This window comes from Undibacterium sp. 5I1, from assembly GCF_034314085.1.
In the GTDB taxonomy this organism is placed as follows: Bacteria; Pseudomonadota; Gammaproteobacteria; order Burkholderiales; family Burkholderiaceae_D; genus Undibacterium.
In genome coordinates, this window is sequence record NZ_JAVIWI010000001.1 from 1,903,533 (window position 1) to 1,919,071 (window position 15,539).

The 15,539-nt window shown below is 46.6% G+C and carries 14 protein-coding genes; 2 read left to right on the top strand and 12 right to left on the bottom strand.

The window, feature by feature from the left end; genetic code table 11:
* Positions 1-47: 47 nt before the first annotated feature.
* From RGU72_RS08395 to ppsA, 4 genes are all read right to left on the bottom strand, one after another.
* Positions 48-1,982: an SPFH domain-containing protein gene (locus RGU72_RS08395; RefSeq protein ID WP_322119297.1), complete on the bottom strand. Its 1,935-nt coding sequence runs from the start codon at positions 1,980-1,982 to the stop codon at positions 48-50.
* A 133-nt stretch (positions 1,983-2,115) separates the two neighbouring features.
* A complete protein-coding gene (locus RGU72_RS08400) occupies positions 2,116-3,066 on the bottom strand; it encodes a stomatin-like protein (RefSeq protein WP_322119298.1) in 951 nt (316 codons plus the stop codon).
* Between the two features lie 153 nt (positions 3,067-3,219).
* Positions 3,220-3,654, bottom strand: a complete 435-nt coding sequence (locus tag RGU72_RS08405; RefSeq protein WP_322119299.1) for an NfeD family protein — start codon at positions 3,652-3,654, stop codon at positions 3,220-3,222.
* Positions 3,655-4,021: 367 nt separating this feature from the next.
* Complete coding sequence (gene ppsA, locus RGU72_RS08410) at positions 4,022-6,439, bottom strand: phosphoenolpyruvate synthase (protein WP_322119300.1); 2,418 nt, start codon at positions 6,437-6,439, stop codon at positions 4,022-4,024.
* Positions 6,440-6,780: 341 nt separating this feature from the next.
* Here ppsA and RGU72_RS08415 point away from each other — a divergent pair, with 341 nt between their 5' ends.
* Entirely contained in the window at positions 6,781-7,629 is an 849-nt protein-coding gene (locus RGU72_RS08415; RefSeq protein WP_322119301.1) for a pyruvate, water dikinase regulatory protein, read from the top strand.
* Positions 7,630-7,921: 292 nt separating this feature from the next.
* Complete coding sequence (locus RGU72_RS08420; RefSeq protein ID WP_322119302.1) at positions 7,922-8,662, top strand: GNAT family N-acetyltransferase; 741 nt, start codon at positions 7,922-7,924, stop codon at positions 8,660-8,662.
* A 90-nt stretch (positions 8,663-8,752) separates the two neighbouring features.
* On the opposite strand, the gene RGU72_RS08425 is transcribed toward RGU72_RS08420, so the two are convergent.
* The 8 genes from RGU72_RS08425 to RGU72_RS08460 form a co-directional block, all read right to left on the bottom strand.
* Positions 8,753-9,532 carry an RNA methyltransferase gene (locus tag RGU72_RS08425; RefSeq protein ID WP_322119303.1) on the bottom strand — a complete coding sequence of 260 codons (780 nt, stop codon included), beginning with the start codon at positions 9,530-9,532 and terminating at the stop codon, positions 8,753-8,755.
* A 4-nt stretch (positions 9,533-9,536) separates the two neighbouring features.
* Positions 9,537-10,172, bottom strand: coding sequence for a ribonuclease HII (rnhB, locus tag RGU72_RS08430; RefSeq protein ID WP_322119304.1), 636 nt, complete (start codon positions 10,170-10,172; stop codon positions 9,537-9,539).
* Complete coding sequence (locus RGU72_RS08435) at positions 10,165-10,416, bottom strand: glutaredoxin family protein (protein ID WP_322119305.1); 252 nt, start codon at positions 10,414-10,416, stop codon at positions 10,165-10,167. The genes rnhB and RGU72_RS08435 overlap by 8 nt, the downstream gene beginning before the upstream one ends.
* A gap of 530 nt (positions 10,417-10,946) precedes the next feature.
* A complete protein-coding gene (locus tag RGU72_RS08440; protein ID WP_416200112.1) occupies positions 10,947-12,467 on the bottom strand; it encodes a DegQ family serine endoprotease in 1,521 nt (506 codons plus the stop codon).
* Between the two features lie 7 nt (positions 12,468-12,474).
* Positions 12,475-13,500, bottom strand: coding sequence for a MucB/RseB C-terminal domain-containing protein (locus tag RGU72_RS08445; RefSeq protein ID WP_322119306.1), 1,026 nt, complete (start codon positions 13,498-13,500; stop codon positions 12,475-12,477).
* Between the two features lie 5 nt (positions 13,501-13,505).
* Positions 13,506-14,234 carry a sigma-E factor negative regulatory protein gene (locus RGU72_RS08450; protein WP_322119307.1) on the bottom strand — a complete coding sequence of 243 codons (729 nt, stop codon included), beginning with the start codon at positions 14,232-14,234 and terminating at the stop codon, positions 13,506-13,508.
* Between the two features lie 89 nt (positions 14,235-14,323).
* Positions 14,324-14,926, bottom strand: coding sequence for an RNA polymerase sigma factor RpoE (gene rpoE / locus RGU72_RS08455; RefSeq protein ID WP_322119308.1), 603 nt, complete (start codon positions 14,924-14,926; stop codon positions 14,324-14,326).
* Positions 14,927-14,988: 62 nt separating this feature from the next.
* Complete coding sequence (locus tag RGU72_RS08460) at positions 14,989-15,498, bottom strand: protein YgfX (RefSeq protein WP_322119309.1); 510 nt, start codon at positions 15,496-15,498, stop codon at positions 14,989-14,991.
* Positions 15,499-15,539 lie beyond the last annotated feature (41 nt).

Here is a 15,539-nt window from a genome sequence, read left to right on the forward strand (position 1 = left end):
CATGCGGTGCTTTTGTGATCTACTGCAATCAGATCGAGCTTAGGTGATCAAATAATGATCGCTTCTTTTTTCTCAGACTTATTCAATAAATCCTTCGCTGCCAAGGCCAGAAATGCATCCACTGCCGACGCACTTGCGCCACCGGTTTGTATGCTGGGCACCATGGCGATGTGACCTTTTTCAATCGCCTCAGCAAAGCGCAGTAAGACGGTTTGCTGGAATTGCAGTTCTGGACCGCCGTAGGCTTCTACATTCAAGCGAGTTGCTTTTGCTTGTGCCTCACCGACTTGTTGTAGCTGATACGCTTCGGCATTGGCCAGAGTCCGTTTGGCATCCGCTGCACCAGACGCCGTTTGACGTGCTTCTTCAGCTGCTTTGATCGCTTTCTGCACTGCTGCACTACCTTGGTTTTCGGCGATTTTGACGGCTAATTCTGATTCGGTAATGGCCGTTTGTTGTTTCGCTTTGGCCTCTGCCTCGCGCAGAATACGTTCTTGTACTGCCGCAGTTTCTTTGGTTTTATAGGTTTCTAATTGCTCTCTGGAGACTTGACGTTCACGCAGTTGTTTTAGGATGACTTCAATTTGCGTGTCCCCTGTTTTGGCGCGTGGAGTGCCAATCAAGACTTCATTTAAAGTCAGGTTATAGCCTTCAAAGTTTTTGCGCATTTCTGCTTTAGCGCGCTCTTGGATATCGGAACGCTCTTGCAATAATTCGATCAGCGTTTTGCCTTGCCCAATATTTTTGAAATAAGCAGCAACCATCGGGTCCAGCGTTTGCTCAACCAATTTTTGGATATCGCCGAAGCGCTGAATCACGAGCGGTGCCATTTTGTAGTCGATATTGACGACTACAGATAATGGCAAATCAGGCTCAAACGCATCTTTGGTAATTAAGGACACTTCGCTCAAATGCTTATCTAACTCATGCGAACCAACAGCCCCTGATTGCCATTTCAAAATGAAATTCGTCGTTGGGACATCGATGACCCGTTTAGCATAGGGATTGAGTGCGTATTTTCCAGGCAATAGCGGCGCAGCTTGTACACCTTTTTCATCACTGCCCACCAGTTCACCATGACGATACGCCTCACCTGTCACATCATTACCGGCTTTGCCAGTGTAAGAGACAACCACACCGACATAGCCCACTGCGACCACGCGTTTCTCTACGATTTCATAACTGGCGAAACGTGCATTCAGATAATAAGTACCTTCCACCAAGACTTGTAATTGACGACCTTTATAACCACCAGCATCAATAAAAACTTCAGGATTTTGATAATCATGGTGATAGCTGGCAGCGTGATGGGGATCGGCACCAACCACGGGTGCAACGATGGTGCCCTCTGGCAGAGATTGGCCTTCATGCGTAGTAATGACAGCCAGTTTATCGTCACGGATCACCAGAGGCTGAAAGCCGCTACGCTTTCTTAGTTCATTTAACATTTCTGCCAATTGACCAACGACCTGACCTTCGCTATTGATATTGGTGTCGCCTGGCAGAGGCAAGGCGTAGACTTTTTCAGAACTCAAGACGACGAATTGAGCAAGGTTGATCGCATAAGTACCTTCGCGCAGAATTTTTCTTTGCAAGCCCTTTTGACCTGCGCTGGTCAAAAATCCACGCACATCCGTAAAGTCATTTGCCGTTTTATTGCAGGCTAGATTTTGTGTCGGCGCCATCGCTTGTCCGTCGCGGGCAAATACATAGGCCAGCGTGCCCTGCTGTATCGTTACCAGATCATGCCGATGAATCGCATATTGGAATGGGAAGAATAAATGGAAGCCACCACGTAAGACTTCGGGCTGAAAACCAGCCTCACCGCTTAAGGCGATAAATCCATGTTCTAAGGAACCTGACAGTGACCATTTCTTTTCTACGATACCGATTTTTTCGTTGGAGATATACACCAGCATATTGCTGGCGTACACCAAAATAATGAGGGCAAGTACGGAGACTGCCAAAATAATTTCAAGCATGATGAATCCTTTTTTTATGAATCCCGATTTTCTGGAAATGCAGCGGCCTGACTAGCACTGGATAAGCGCTAGCTGAACTACTGTTTGCTTTTTTTGTGGAAAAATAGGGAGCCTGTCACGCTCCATAAGAAGATTAAGAAGGTCGTCGCGGCACTTCTGTTGCGATGACTTTTTGGGACTTGACGACTTGCATTGCGGTGGCGATCAGGCCGCTCATATCACCCAAATTGGCTGGGATAATGATGGAATTATTGGTCTTAGCTAAATTGGCAAAGGCCGCTACATATTGCTCTGCAACTTTAAGATTAGCGGCATCAGAGCCACCTGGTAATTGCATCGCAGCGGCAGTTTTACGAATCGCTTCTGCACTCGCTTCTGCAATAGAGAGGATAGCGGCTGCCTGACCTTGCGCACGGTTAATCGATGCTTGCATTTCACCTTCTGATTTGGCGATGGAGGCTTCTCTCTCACCGGTTGCAATATTGATTTGCTCTTGCTTACGACCTTCCGACGCGGCGATCAGGGCACGTTTTTCACGCTCGGCAGTAATCTGCGCCTGCATCGCATGCAGAATCTCTTTGGGTGGTGTGAGGTCTTTGATTTCGTAACGCAAGACTTTGACACCCCAATTGGCGGCGGACTCATCAATCGCATTCACGATCGTTGTATTGATGTGGTCGCGCTCTTCAAATGTTTTGTCCAGTTCCATCTTACCGATGACAGAACGTAAGGTGGTTTGTGCCAGTTGCGTAATCGCAGCGATGTAATTGGAAGACCCATACGATGCGCGCATCGCATCCGTAATTTGAAAATACAAAATACCGTCCACTTGCAACTGTGTGTTGTCGCGCGTGATACAGACTTGCGGTGGCACATCCAACGGGATTTCTTTCAAAATATGTTTGTAGGCTATGCGATCAACAAAAGGAACAACAATGTTTAAACCTGGCCCCAGAGTTGCATGATATTTACCCAAACGCTCGACTACCCAAGCATGCTGTTGCGGCACGACATTAATGGTTTTGATGACAAAGACCATTGCCAGAACAAACAGAATTAAAGCTACACCACTAAAACTACCCATATACACTCCATAAAATTCACATCGGTTACAGACAAATTAAGATGACTCAATATAGTGACTAATTACAGCAACTAAGTATTGCTACTAAGCACCGCTAACAAGTGCGGCTACTAAGTCATTACGACTAAATATTTGCGACGGCATTGCCGTGTTTTACGACGGTTTTACAATTAAACGACTTCCTTGTATTTCATCAATCACATATACGCCAGGATACCCAGCGGAGTGCTGCAACTCTACATCCCACATTGCACCGCGATACATGGTGCGTGCATTAAATTTACCGTTGCCAGCATCCTTCCATTCATCGACTTGTATGCGCTGACCAATATCCATATTCACATTCGGATCACGTGCCGCATCCACGTTTTTTGTAAAACCATACTTACTTTTGTGCAGCGTAACCGTAGCAACCGCACCCACCAAAGCGGCAATAATCAATTGTGTGGAGACACCAAAATTGAAGAAAGCAACCAAGGCACCAGCCACAATGCCGATAGAAATCATTAACAAATAAAAAGTGCCGGTAAACAATTCTAGTATCACCACCAAACCCGCCAACACCAGCCACATCATCCATGCGTTCATAGTCGTTTTTTCTCCTTATCTTTTTTCATCACTATTCAGGTTCAATATCGCCAACATCGGTGAATCGTCGTATTCTGCGCGATTTGTTTCAAACGGTCATCGGTAATCGCGTTGAGAATTTACTCACCAAATTCTGTAAAAAAAAGCCCTCGCTACCTTTTGGCAGCGAGGGCTATTTTTATGAATTTTGTTGGAGTATTGATTTTATTTTTATTACTGTTAAGGCATCGGTAGTCTAGTCTAAATTCCGTAAACTACAACCACTAAAATCAGTCTTGTTGCGGCGCACCAACAAAAAAGCGTGAGCCTGTTTTTGATACAGGCTCACGCTTTATTTTGCTACTGACGACTGAAATTGGTGAGTTTTTTATTTGCTCACAGCCGCCAGTTTTTGCCAGGTATCAATGACAGAATCAGGATTGAGTGAAATCGACTCTATACCTTCCTTCATCAACCATTCTGCAAAGTCAGGATGATCGGATGGACCCTGACCACAAATACCAACGTACTTATTCAATTTGATGCAGGCAGCAATAGCGCGTGACAGCAAAGCACGCACAGCAGGATCACGCTCATCAAAATCAGCCGCCAGTAACTCCATACCAGAATCACGATCTAAGCCCAGCGTAAGCTGAGTCAGATCGTTGGAACCAATCGAGAAGCCATCAAAGAATTGCAAGAATTCTTCTGCCAAAATCGCATTAGATGGGACCTCGCACATCATGATAATGCGCAAGCCGTTTTCACCGCGCTTGAGGCCGTTTTTGGCGAGCAAATTAATGACTTTTTCGGCCTGTCCTAAAGTACGGACGAAAGGCACCATAATCTCGACATTAGTCAGTCCCATGTCGTTACGGACACGTTTCATTGCCAGGCATTCCATCTCAAACGACTCAGCAAAGTCACCTGCCAGATAACGCGCTGCACCGCGGAAGCCTAACATCGGATTTTCTTCATCCGGCTCGTAACGTGATCCGCCGATCAACTTTTTATATTCGTTCGATTTAAAATCAGACAAACGCACGATGACTTTTTTTGGCCAGAACGCAGCGGCAATGGTAGCGATACCTTCGGCTAATTTATCGACATAAAACGCTCTTGGAGAAGCGTGACCACGAGCAACCGACTCGACTGCTTTTTTCAGATCTGCATCAATATTCGGATATTCCAAAATCGCTTTTGGATGAACACCGATATTGTTGTTGATGATGAACTCTAAACGCGCCAGACCCACACCTTCGTTTGGTACGGATTGGAAATCAAATGCCAATTGCGGATTGCCCACATTGAGCATAATTTTGAGTGGGAGCTTAGGCAATTCGCCACGCATTTCTTCCGTGATTTCTGTCTCTAGCAAACCGTCGTAGATTTTGCCTTCGTCACCTTCGGCACAAGATACGGTGACCAGCGTGCCGTCTTTCAGCAGTTCTGTCGCGTCACCACAACCAACCACCGCGGGTACGCCCAGCTCACGCGCAATAATCGCTGCGTGGCAAGTACGGCCACCGCGATTAGTCACGATGGCTGCAGCACGCTTCATGACGGGTTCCCAGTTAGGATCGGTCATGTCGGCAACTAATACGTCACCTGGTTGTACACGTTCCATTTCGGATGGATCATGGATCACACGGACGCGACCTGCGCCGATTTTCTGCCCAATGGCACGGCCAGATGTAATAACTGTGCCGGTACCTTTGAGCTTAAAGCGTTGCTGCGCATCGGTTGATTTTTGTTGTGATTTAACGGTTTCTGGACGTGCCTGCAAAATGTAGAGTTTGCCGTCACGACCATCTTTGCCCCACTCGATATCCATAGGACGACCGTAGTGTTTTTCGATGATGACAGCGTACTTGGCCAGCTCAACCACTTCAGTATCGTTGAGCGAATAGCGATTGCGCAGCTCGATAGGGACATCGACTGTTTTAACAGAGCGACCTGCTTTGGCTTCGCCAGTAAATTCCATTTTGATCAGCTTGGAGCCGATATTGCGGCGGATCACTGGCAATTTACCCAGCTCCAGCATCGGCTTATGGACATAAAATTCATCAGGATTGACAGCGCCCTGCACTACTGTTTCACCCAGACCGTAGCTGGATGTGATGAAAACCACGTCCTTAAAACCGGACTCGGTATCAATCGTGAACATCACACCAGCCGCGCCCAGATCAGAACGTACCATGCGCTGCACACCCGCTGACAAGGCAACTTCAGCATGCGTAAAGCCTTTGTGTACACGGTAGGAAATGGCACGGTCGTTATACAGCGATGCAAAAACATGCTTCATCGCTTCTAACACGTTGTCGATGCCGACCACGTTGAGGAAAGTCTCTTGCTGACCTGCAAATGAGGCATCTGGTAAATCTTCTGCCGTGGCTGAGGAGCGCACAGCAAATGACATTTCCGCCGCCGAGTCTGCAACCAAGCGGTTATAAAACTCTTCAATCTCTTTTTGCAAACGTGGCTGAAACGGCGTATCAATAATCCATTGACGGATTTCGGCACCCGCTCTTGCCAGTTCTTTGACGTCTTCAATATCTAAACTGACGAGGCGATCAGCGATACGCTGCGCCAATGGTGCGCCGCCGTTTTCGCTATACGATAAAAAATCACGGAAAGCCTGTGCTGTAGTGGCAAAACCACCCGGAACACGGACACCTGCCGTTGCCAGCTGGCTAATCATTTCGCCTAAAGATGCATTTTTCCCGCCGACGGATTCAACATCCGTCATTCGTAAATGCTCAAACGAGGCGACATAAGTTGCCTCGGTAATTGCTGCGTTGGACATAACAACCTCTTTTTGATGGTAAGAAATCTGTACTAGTCATGGGACATGCTAATCGATACGAGTCTTTACTGCTCTGAATGCTCTTACTTAGTGCAAACTACTTCGTCCATCGCTATTTTTTTGTTATTCTTAGTATCAATGCGCGAAGACAAAGAGGAGCTGAAAGAAAAGTACTTATTGCGTGCAACTTGCTGGCTGCCATTTTACATGGAGTGCCAGCTAATTTGCCCACGTAAAGTTAGAATTTAGCGTCTTTTTTGTTATAAGTATAGAAAGAATTTTTGTGCGGCGAAATAAATCGCTGTGCAAACAAGTCATCCACCCAGCCGAGCAAAGACTCCATGCCTGATCCACTACAACCGCCCATTCCACCCGCTAACCGGACCGTATTTTTTGTATCGGATGGTACGGGTATTACTGCCGAAACTTTTGGTCATTCAGTTTTAACCCAATTTGACTTAAAGTTTAAGCAAGTTCGATTACCCTTCATCGACACCTTAGACAAAGCGCATGACGCGGCGCGCAAAATTAATGAGGCTTTGGCTGTTGACGGCAATCGCCCTATTATTTTTTCTACCCTGGTTAAAACGGATCTGGCCGAAGTGGTATTTAAATCCAAGGGCATGCATATGGATTTGATCCAGACCTTTGTCGCGCCACTGGAGCACGAGCTGGGCGTGAAATCCAGCCACACCATAGGTCGCAGCCACAACATGACCGATTCGGAAGAATATAAAAACCGGATCGAGGCAATCAACTTTTCATTAGCGCATGACGACGGTCAATCGCATAAAAATCTGTCGGCAGCCGATGTCATTCTGGTCGGCGTATCACGCTCGGGCAAAACTCCGACCAGTCTCTACCTGGCAATGCAATACGGGATTAAAGCAGCGAATTATCCTTTGATACCGGATGATTTTGAGCGTGGCAAATTACCGTCCAACCTGCCACCGTATAAGGCAAAAATTTTTGGCTTGAGCATCGCGCCAGAGCGTTTATCCGAGATCCGCAACGAGCGCCGCCCTGGCAGCAAATATGCGTCTTTAGAAAATTGTCGCTATGAAGTCAACGAAGCCGAAGCGATGATGAAGCGTGAAGGCATACGCTGGTTATCATCCACCACCAAGTCAATCGAAGAAATCTCCACCACAATTTTGCAAGAGATTAAATCGGATGTGAGGATTTACTAAGTAGCTTAAAGTCAAGTAATCATGGCGCTGAGTAGAAGCAAAAACGCAGGGAGTAAATCAGCTCTGCGTTCTTTGTACCTCTGCGTTACGCACTCATTTTCAAGCCAACTCGTAGGTTTAATACCAAAAAATTCCGGCACAAATCAATATACTCCCCATTATTTTTAATAAATATGCCACAGTGTCCAATGATTATATGGACACTTAATATGTACTCACTGGGAGTATAAAAATCATCAAAGGAAAACCTGTAGCTGATTTTCTGCCGAGAAAACCAAAAACAGATATTTTTATGCACACGATAGAACAAGCGGCGTTTGCCGCATGGCCTGCACTGGAGCAACAAGACTTTGGCGGCTGGCGGCTGCGTTTTTCTGAGGGGTATACCAAGCGCGCCAATTCTGCGAATGCCTTAGTCAGGATCACGAGCTTGCCAGAAACACAGATCAAGCACATCGAAGCAATTTTCCACGCACGCAAGCTAAAACCTATTTTCCGCCTGGCGTCTTTTTGTACGTCGCCCGAGGTTGACCAGAGCTTAGAAAAGCAAGGCTATCAGTTTGCCGATTTGTCGCTGGTGATGACAGTCAATTTGGCTGAAAGTCGTATCAACGATATGGGCGATGATGCTCATGAACAGGACTTCCTCATTGAGGTAAAACCGTGGCTGAGCGCTTTCCAAGAACTATCTGGTTATGAGGCAGTAGGACAAAAAATCCATCTGCGAATGCTGCAAGCGATCCAAGGTCAATGCGCTTTTGCGGTATTGCGAGAAGGCGGCCAAATAGTCTGCTGCGGACTTGGCGTGATCACTGGTACACAGTTGGGATTATTTGATGTCGTCACGCATCCCGATTTTCGCGGGCGAGGGTTGGCACAACAACTTTGCAGCAAACTCATGGCATGGGGTAAATCAGGCGGTGCCAGCGATGCTTATCTGCAAGTCGTAGCGACAAATGCAACAGCCATCCGGGTGTATGAAAAACTGGGGTTTAGCCGTTGTTATCATTATTGGTATCGGCTGCATCCTTGATGCCTGTTAGGTAGTCTTGATCAAAAAATCAAAAAAATCAAAAAAATAGAGCGCGAAATTGGCGCTCTATTTTTTATGTAACCTTACAATTTACAGCGATTGTCTGACTTGCTCAAAAAAACAAATTGCCGCACTGGCAGCCACGTTCAGCGACTCGATTTCTGCCCGCTGCGGAATAGTAACGGTGTGGCTTGACAGCGCCATCAAATCCTCTGCTACGCCCTGCCCTTCATGGCCGAATAGCCATGCGACAGGCTGATTTAAATTCACCTGATAAATCGTCTGTGTCGTATGCGAGCTGGTTGCCAGAATCGGTATGCGGGTATTGTTGAGCAAACTGTGCAGATCAACATTCTCAAAAATATTTAGCAAAAAATGTGCGCCCATCCCCGCCCGCATCACTTTAGGCGACCACGCAAAAGCGGTACCGGGACTACAAAAGACATTGCGAATACCTGCGCCAGCGGCGCTGCGCAAGATCGATCCTAAGTTGCCAGGATCTTGTAAATTATCGAGCAAGACTGAGGATTCTTGCAGCAGTGCCGGGAATACCGGATCAGGCGTGGCGATGATAAACATGACGCCAATGCCGTGTTCAACTTGGCTCAACGCATCGTATAAAGCATCAGGCAGGCAAATACATTGCGCTTTTTCGCTACACAGCGAGAGTATTGATTCCACCTCAGGGTGATGGACGCTACCCTCAGAAATAATACAGATTTGCGGTGCGCCCAGATGCTGCCAATATGCCTGACATAAATGCACGCCATCTAGCAAAGTACGGCCAGACTTACGACGCGCTTGCGAGCTGGTGGCAAGCAGCTTCAGTTCTTTAAAGAGCGGATTATCGCGGGAAGTAATTGATTTCATTGAGTCAGAAATTGGGGGCAGTCTTTTGGAAACTAGAGTTTAACAACGCTCTTACCGGCGCATAAGATTTTCTATGAATTGGCGAGACGCCATGTTCACGCAACAAGGCCAAATGTAAGGCGGTAGGATAACCTTTGTGTTGATCCAAAGCGTATTGCGGATACTGCAAATGCAATTGCGCCAGACGGTGGTCACGAGCCGTTTTTGCCAAAATCGAGGCGGCTGAAATAGCTTGTACTTTGTCATCGCCTTTGACGATCGCCTCTGATCGTACCGACATGACAGGACAACGATTGCCGTCAATCAGTGCCAGTGTCGGCTGAATAGTTAAACCTTCTACCGCGCGGCGCATTGCCAGCATGGTGGCCTGCAAAATATTAAGCTCATCAATTTCTTGCTCAGAACATTCGGCAATAGACCAGGCCAGCGCATATTGCTTAATCTCAATCGCTAACTGGTCGCGCTTGGCCTCACTCAGTTTCTTAGAATCGCGCAAACCAGCAATCGGATGCGCAGGATCAAGGATCACTGCCGCAGCCATCACAGGACCAGCTAAGGGACCGCGCCCCGCTTCGTCCACACCACAAATTAATTCGCCTTCATAATCAAACAGTGAGAAGGTGGAGTCGATTTTACTCATCAAAAAATGCTTTCAATTTGGCTTGATCTAAAAAATAATGGCAAATCTGCTGCTCCGGCGCATCGGCTTTTTTACCCACGAGTACTGGTACTAACTCATCATACAAAGCGAGTAAAGCATCGTCGGCATCAACATCCAGCACATGTACGGTGAAGTTAAACTCGTTGGAAAACGCTTGCAACTGCGCCAGCATGTCGTCGCAAAGATGGCAATAACTGCGGGAATAAAGGGTGAATTCGGTCATTTTACTTTGATCTGAGAGGAATATTACCTATACTCCCCGATTATTTTTATCAATACGCCAGATTACCCAATGATCTATTGGACAATTAAAATATACTTACCTAGAGTATATTTTCAGCATTCAAGCCAATCATTATGTAACTGGCGAAAAACTGCCAAACAATTCTGACGTCATTATAAGTGGATAGATTCGGTCTAAGTGACTACTACAGAGGTCTTTCAACCCAGATTTTCCATTGGAACAGCGACAAGTTTGCCTTTGGCGAACTGACTGGCTAGACGCGACGACGACGCAAGCTGCATCTTGCTAGGAGGAGCAACAACGTCAGGCAGTTCGCCAAAGGTGCGATTGTCGCTGTAGCGTTTCCACTCAAATCGCGGTGGTGCTATCCCTCTGAAGAGCGCACGCCGTCTGCGCTTCTGCGAAGTGGTAGCGGTCCAATGGAAAATCTGGGTTCAAGCACTTACAAAAAAACTGCCCACACGAGTGCGGGCAGTTTTTGTTAATGTGGTGACGAACGTAAAATCAAATTACTGAGCAGCAGGACGAATCGGGATGAACTTAGAAATATTGTCCCGGCGGACTAACAAGACAGCAGCTTTTTTCGCATCAAGTTTTGCGACCATAGCAGCGAATTGCTTAGCATCTTTGACATCGACATTATTCAAGGTCAGGATGATGTCACCCTGTTGCAGACCTGCTTGCGCTGCGGGGCCTTCAACAGAATCGATAACCACACCGCTGGCGCCTGGCAATTCTTTCTTTTGCGCGTCGGTCATGTCGGTGACAAAAATACCTAAGACGTTTGTTGCTTGTTCACGCTTAGGTTTTTTATCCGTTTTCGCAGCGACTTTATTATCAGCTTCTGCTTCCGCCACCACAACGGATAACTCACGTGCGGCACCTTTACGCCAAATGGAGATGGTGGCTTTTGAACCCGGCTTCACCATGCCAACAATACGTGGCAGATCGCTAGATTTTTCTATAGCTACTCCATTAAATTTAAGGATGACGTCACCGTCCTGAATACCCGCTTTGTCTGCCGGTGCGCCTGGCTCAACCCGGCTAACTAAAGCACCTTGGGCTTTGGACAAGCCGATAGATTCTGCAACATCTTTAGATAATTCGCCAATCTGCACACCGATGCGACCGCGGGTGACTTTGCCGCCAGACTTTAACTGCTCGGCGACACGCATAGCTTCGTCAATCGGAATCGCGAAAGAGATGCCCATATAACCGCCAGAGCGACTATAAATCTGGGAGTTAATACCGATCACTTCGCCACGCATATTGATCAGCGGACCGCCTGAATTGCCAGGATTGACGGCAACGTCCGTTTGGATCAAAGGCAGATAATCTCCGGTATCACGGGCCTTAGCAGAGATAATCCCGGCAGTAACTGTGTTGTCCAGATCAAACGGGGAACCGATTGCCAGTACCCATTCGCCTGCTCTGATTTTGTCTGAATCGCCAATCGACAAACGTGGCAACTTGCTACCTTCGATTTTTAATACGGCGACGTCAGTACGTTGATCTGAGCCAATCACTTTGGCTTTGAATTCACGCTTGTCGGTGAGTTTAACGTAGACTTCTGAAGCGCCTTCAACTACGTGGGTGTTGGTCAGAACGTACCCATCTTGCGAGATGATAAAACCAGAGCCTACGCCGCGCGGAATTTCTTCTTCTTGCTGCTGAGGTGCTTTTTTACGACCTTTTGGTGTTGGTGCAGGTTGCTGCTTGGGAATGGGCATACCGAAGAAGCGACGGAAAAACTCTTGCATCTGCTCGTCATCCCCGCCCATTTCCATTTGCCCTTGCTGGATTTTTTCTGTAGTGCGGATATTCACTACGGCGGGACTGGTTTTATCTACCAAGTCCGTAAAATCAGGTAAGCCAGTAACTAGGGGAGCTGTTGCAGATGCGGGTGTAGCCTCGGCCAATGTCGCACCCATCACGGTTGGGGCGATAAAGCCAAAACAGGCACTGATCGTTAAAGTGGAAATGACGGTGGAAACAAAATTTTTGACGGGAAAGCGTGGTGTTATTTTCATGGCATCATCACTTAGGTTTAAATTCAATGGAGTTTATGACTTGTTTAATTGCAGCAAATGGTACCTCGCCTACAGCGGTCAACCAATAATCTCCATGACGCTTACCCATGATGGTAACCGCGCCTTGCTGCAAACTACCCTCAGTCCGGCCTTGAGTATCTGGCTCGATAAAGACCGAAATCGCAGCAATGCCATCAGAAAAAATCATTTGTATGACTTCATGAGGTTTAGGCTGACTAGCAGCGGATGCCGCTGCCGTAGTTGAACTATTTGGTGCAATTGACACGGGAATCAAGCGCTTCATCTCACGGTTTTTCTTAAATCCCGCGGGTAAAGCCTTGACTACCCAACCAGAATTAATATTAGGCTGTACTGTGAGGTTTTCAACATGCCATTGTGCCGTATTTTGAAAACTTGGCTTAACGCGGCTCTTATCGATATCACCCAAATAAAGCTGGGTGAAGGCAATTTGCTCTATAACTTCATTTTTTGCATTAACGGTTTGTGCACGTAATAACAAACCTGAGGTCTGATCCATGCACAAGCGATAGCCATAGCGATAAATATCTTTAGGCTCGAAGCTCAATACCTGACATTGGGAGCCTGCTACGCGACTAAGTTCAGCTTTTTTAATCGAGTACGATTCTGGCAAGGATTGTGCATTGCTGGTGAGCAAAGAAGGGAATACTTCTTGGGTAACTTGTTTTTCAACCTGTATGGTTTTACTTTCAGGCAGATAACAAGTTACCTCGTCATTATGTCTAACGTATTCTCTTGGCTTGCCATCCAAAATTTCTAGTTTTTCTAGCTCGTTATTGGCTTCCAACAAATGCGTAATGCGCGAGGTGCGCATTTGATTCGCTTGCTGATATACGAAGGTGCCAGAATAATTAAGCTTTTGCGCTGAACTTTGCATCTTACGCAGCAGGCTTGGTATGTCCTGCGCTTCCTGACTTTGCGCATATAGCAAAGGACTCGCAGCAATACCTGCAATCAGCAAAAATAAAGGAAAACTTGAACGCGGCAACAGCATAGTGTCTATTTTTCCGATACTAAAGAAGCGGGAGCTGCAGAACTGGAATAAGGGACGTTAGCACGGGTTGCGTACTGCGTACCATTTTCTATAGGCGGAGAAAATTTCTGATGCGCCTGTAAATAACTATCCAGCCGAGGATCACGCAACATTTCTATCTGATCGGATAATTTAGCTTTTACTTCCGGTGCGGTGGTATTAGAAACCAGCTGTACTAAATCTCCATTTGTCAGAGATGAATTTTGTAACGCTGAGCTTGGCGTATTGACTGGCGCATTCATCTGGGCGACATTGGCTTGAGTATTGAGATTAGCTTGCAAGTTATCACCACCTAAATTGGATGGTATTTGCGGCACTAATACAAACGCAAGCAACACAGCTGCAGCAACACCCGACATTGTCATGTAGCGAGAAAAACGCGAGCGATTGGTGAAGCTCAGCGTTGGCTCTGCTGGAGTCGAACTTACTTGACTTAGCTGGCACTGTGGCGCGAGGACGACAGGTTCAGCGTCTAGCAGCGCTTTCATTTTTGAAGAAAAATCAGCACTTAAGTTAAACGACAAATCATCAGAGCGCAATACATCACCAATCTGATGATAAATTTCCCATGCTTCTTTCGATTCCGCGTGATCTGCAGCGCTCAGGCTGGCAAGCGCCATATCGAGTTGTGCATCAGTTAGCTCATTATCGAGCAAAGCTGAAATGCGCTCTTGTTTAGTGGTATCTGTCTTCATGATCTTATCCGCAATTTTTACTACTTAATATATTCAAATCTACTTTGTCAGTCTGTCTTATCAGTGTTCGACGCTGCCTTAGTCTGGCTTCACCATCGCTGATCCAGAGTTGTCCCCAGCATGGGACGCAACTTCTCAGCGATCGCCTCCCTTGCCCGAAAAATGCGGCTTCTCACGGTGCCAATCGGGCACAACATGACTTCTGCAATTTCGTCATAACTCAAACCTTCAATTTCACGCAAAGTAATCGCATTACGCAATTCTTCTGGCAGGGCAAGCATTGCATTATTCACAGTATCTGCGATCTGCTTACTGGCCAACAAAGACTCTGGTGTATTGATATCCCTTAGTCCGTCCGCGTCGACAAAAGTTTCTGCCTCTTCGATATCAGCATCTGTCGAAGTTGGTGCACGCCGTCCTTGCGTCACCAGATAATTTTTAGCAGTATTCACACCGATTCTGTACAACCAAGTGTAGAAAGCGGCATCTCCACGAAAATTCCCCATCGCGCGGTAAGCTTTAATAAAAGATTCTTGCACCACGTCTTCAGCTTCTGCCTGATCATGGACGAGACGAGACACAAGCCGCATGAGTTTCCTTTGATATTTAGAAACCAATAGCTCGAATGCTTTTTTGTCACCACGCTGGACGCGCTCAACAAGTAGTTGATCAATCTCGCGCTCTGTCGTCACTCACTGTTTCCTATTTTCGGGAGAATTTAAACGCGATATGCTGTGTAGATCACATACACCGGTTAAAAGTTCCCAGGTTGTGCTGCTGTATTTTTCTGCGCCTGCTGATGAATAGCAATCCAGCGCAACGCTACGGATAATTTACGCCAGGTGCGCGCATCAACGCAGTCAGGCAAAATGGGAACAATATGTATGCGCCGTCCCTGATCATCTTGCGACTGCAAATGTAGCAGTAACAAATGCGGCCATAAAGTAGTTGCGTCAGTCATGGTAACCACATATGACTGCCATGCGTCGGATTGTTTTATAAAGCGTCGCAAGATAATTCTGCCAGAAGCGGCAATATCTATTTTTACTGAAAAACGATTATTTAAGAATGCCATAAATCGATAAGCTATTAATACTAGACTTACGAATATTAATAACAACCGAAAAAATAAATGCCAACTTAGTTGCCACCCAAACGACCATACACTGCACACAACGATACCAGTTACCAGAACACACATACAGGCGGTCGCTAATAATAAGCAGCGTGATGGTGCAATAGTGGCAGACAGGCTTATCGACATGAGTCACCAAAAGAAAGCGGCACTTCGTTCCTAAGAACTGA

Coding starts and splice junctions, on each gene's coding strand:
- RGU72_RS08420 (WP_322119302.1), top strand. CDS start 7,922: ATGCACACGATAGAACAAGCGGCGTTTGCCGCATGGCCTGCACTGGAG.
- RGU72_RS08425 (WP_322119303.1), bottom strand. CDS start 9,532: ATGAAATCAATTACTTCCCGCGATAATCCGCTCTTTAAAGAACTGAAG.
- RGU72_RS08415 (WP_322119301.1), top strand. CDS start 6,781: ATGCCTGATCCACTACAACCGCCCATTCCACCCGCTAACCGGACCGTA.
- rnhB (WP_322119304.1), bottom strand. CDS start 10,172: ATGAGTAAAATCGACTCCACCTTCTCACTGTTTGATTATGAAGGCGAA.
- ppsA (WP_322119300.1), bottom strand. CDS start 6,439: ATGTCCAACGCAGCAATTACCGAGGCAACTTATGTCGCCTCGTTTGAG.
- RGU72_RS08440 (WP_416200112.1), bottom strand. CDS start 12,467: ATGAAAATAACACCACGCTTTCCCGTCAAAAATTTTGTTTCCACCGTC.
- RGU72_RS08400 (WP_322119298.1), bottom strand. CDS start 3,066: ATGGGTAGTTTTAGTGGTGTAGCTTTAATTCTGTTTGTTCTGGCAATG.
- RGU72_RS08435 (WP_322119305.1), bottom strand. CDS start 10,416: ATGACCGAATTCACCCTTTATTCCCGCAGTTATTGCCATCTTTGCGAC.
- RGU72_RS08460 (WP_322119309.1), bottom strand. CDS start 15,498: ATGTCGATAAGCCTGTCTGCCACTATTGCACCATCACGCTGCTTATTA.
- RGU72_RS08405 (WP_322119299.1), bottom strand. CDS start 3,654: ATGAACGCATGGATGATGTGGCTGGTGTTGGCGGGTTTGGTGGTGATA.
- RGU72_RS08395 (WP_322119297.1), bottom strand. CDS start 1,982: ATGCTTGAAATTATTTTGGCAGTCTCCGTACTTGCCCTCATTATTTTG.
- RGU72_RS08450 (WP_322119307.1), bottom strand. CDS start 14,234: ATGAAGACAGATACCACTAAACAAGAGCGCATTTCAGCTTTGCTCGAT.
- RGU72_RS08445 (WP_322119306.1), bottom strand. CDS start 13,500: ATGCTGTTGCCGCGTTCAAGTTTTCCTTTATTTTTGCTGATTGCAGGT.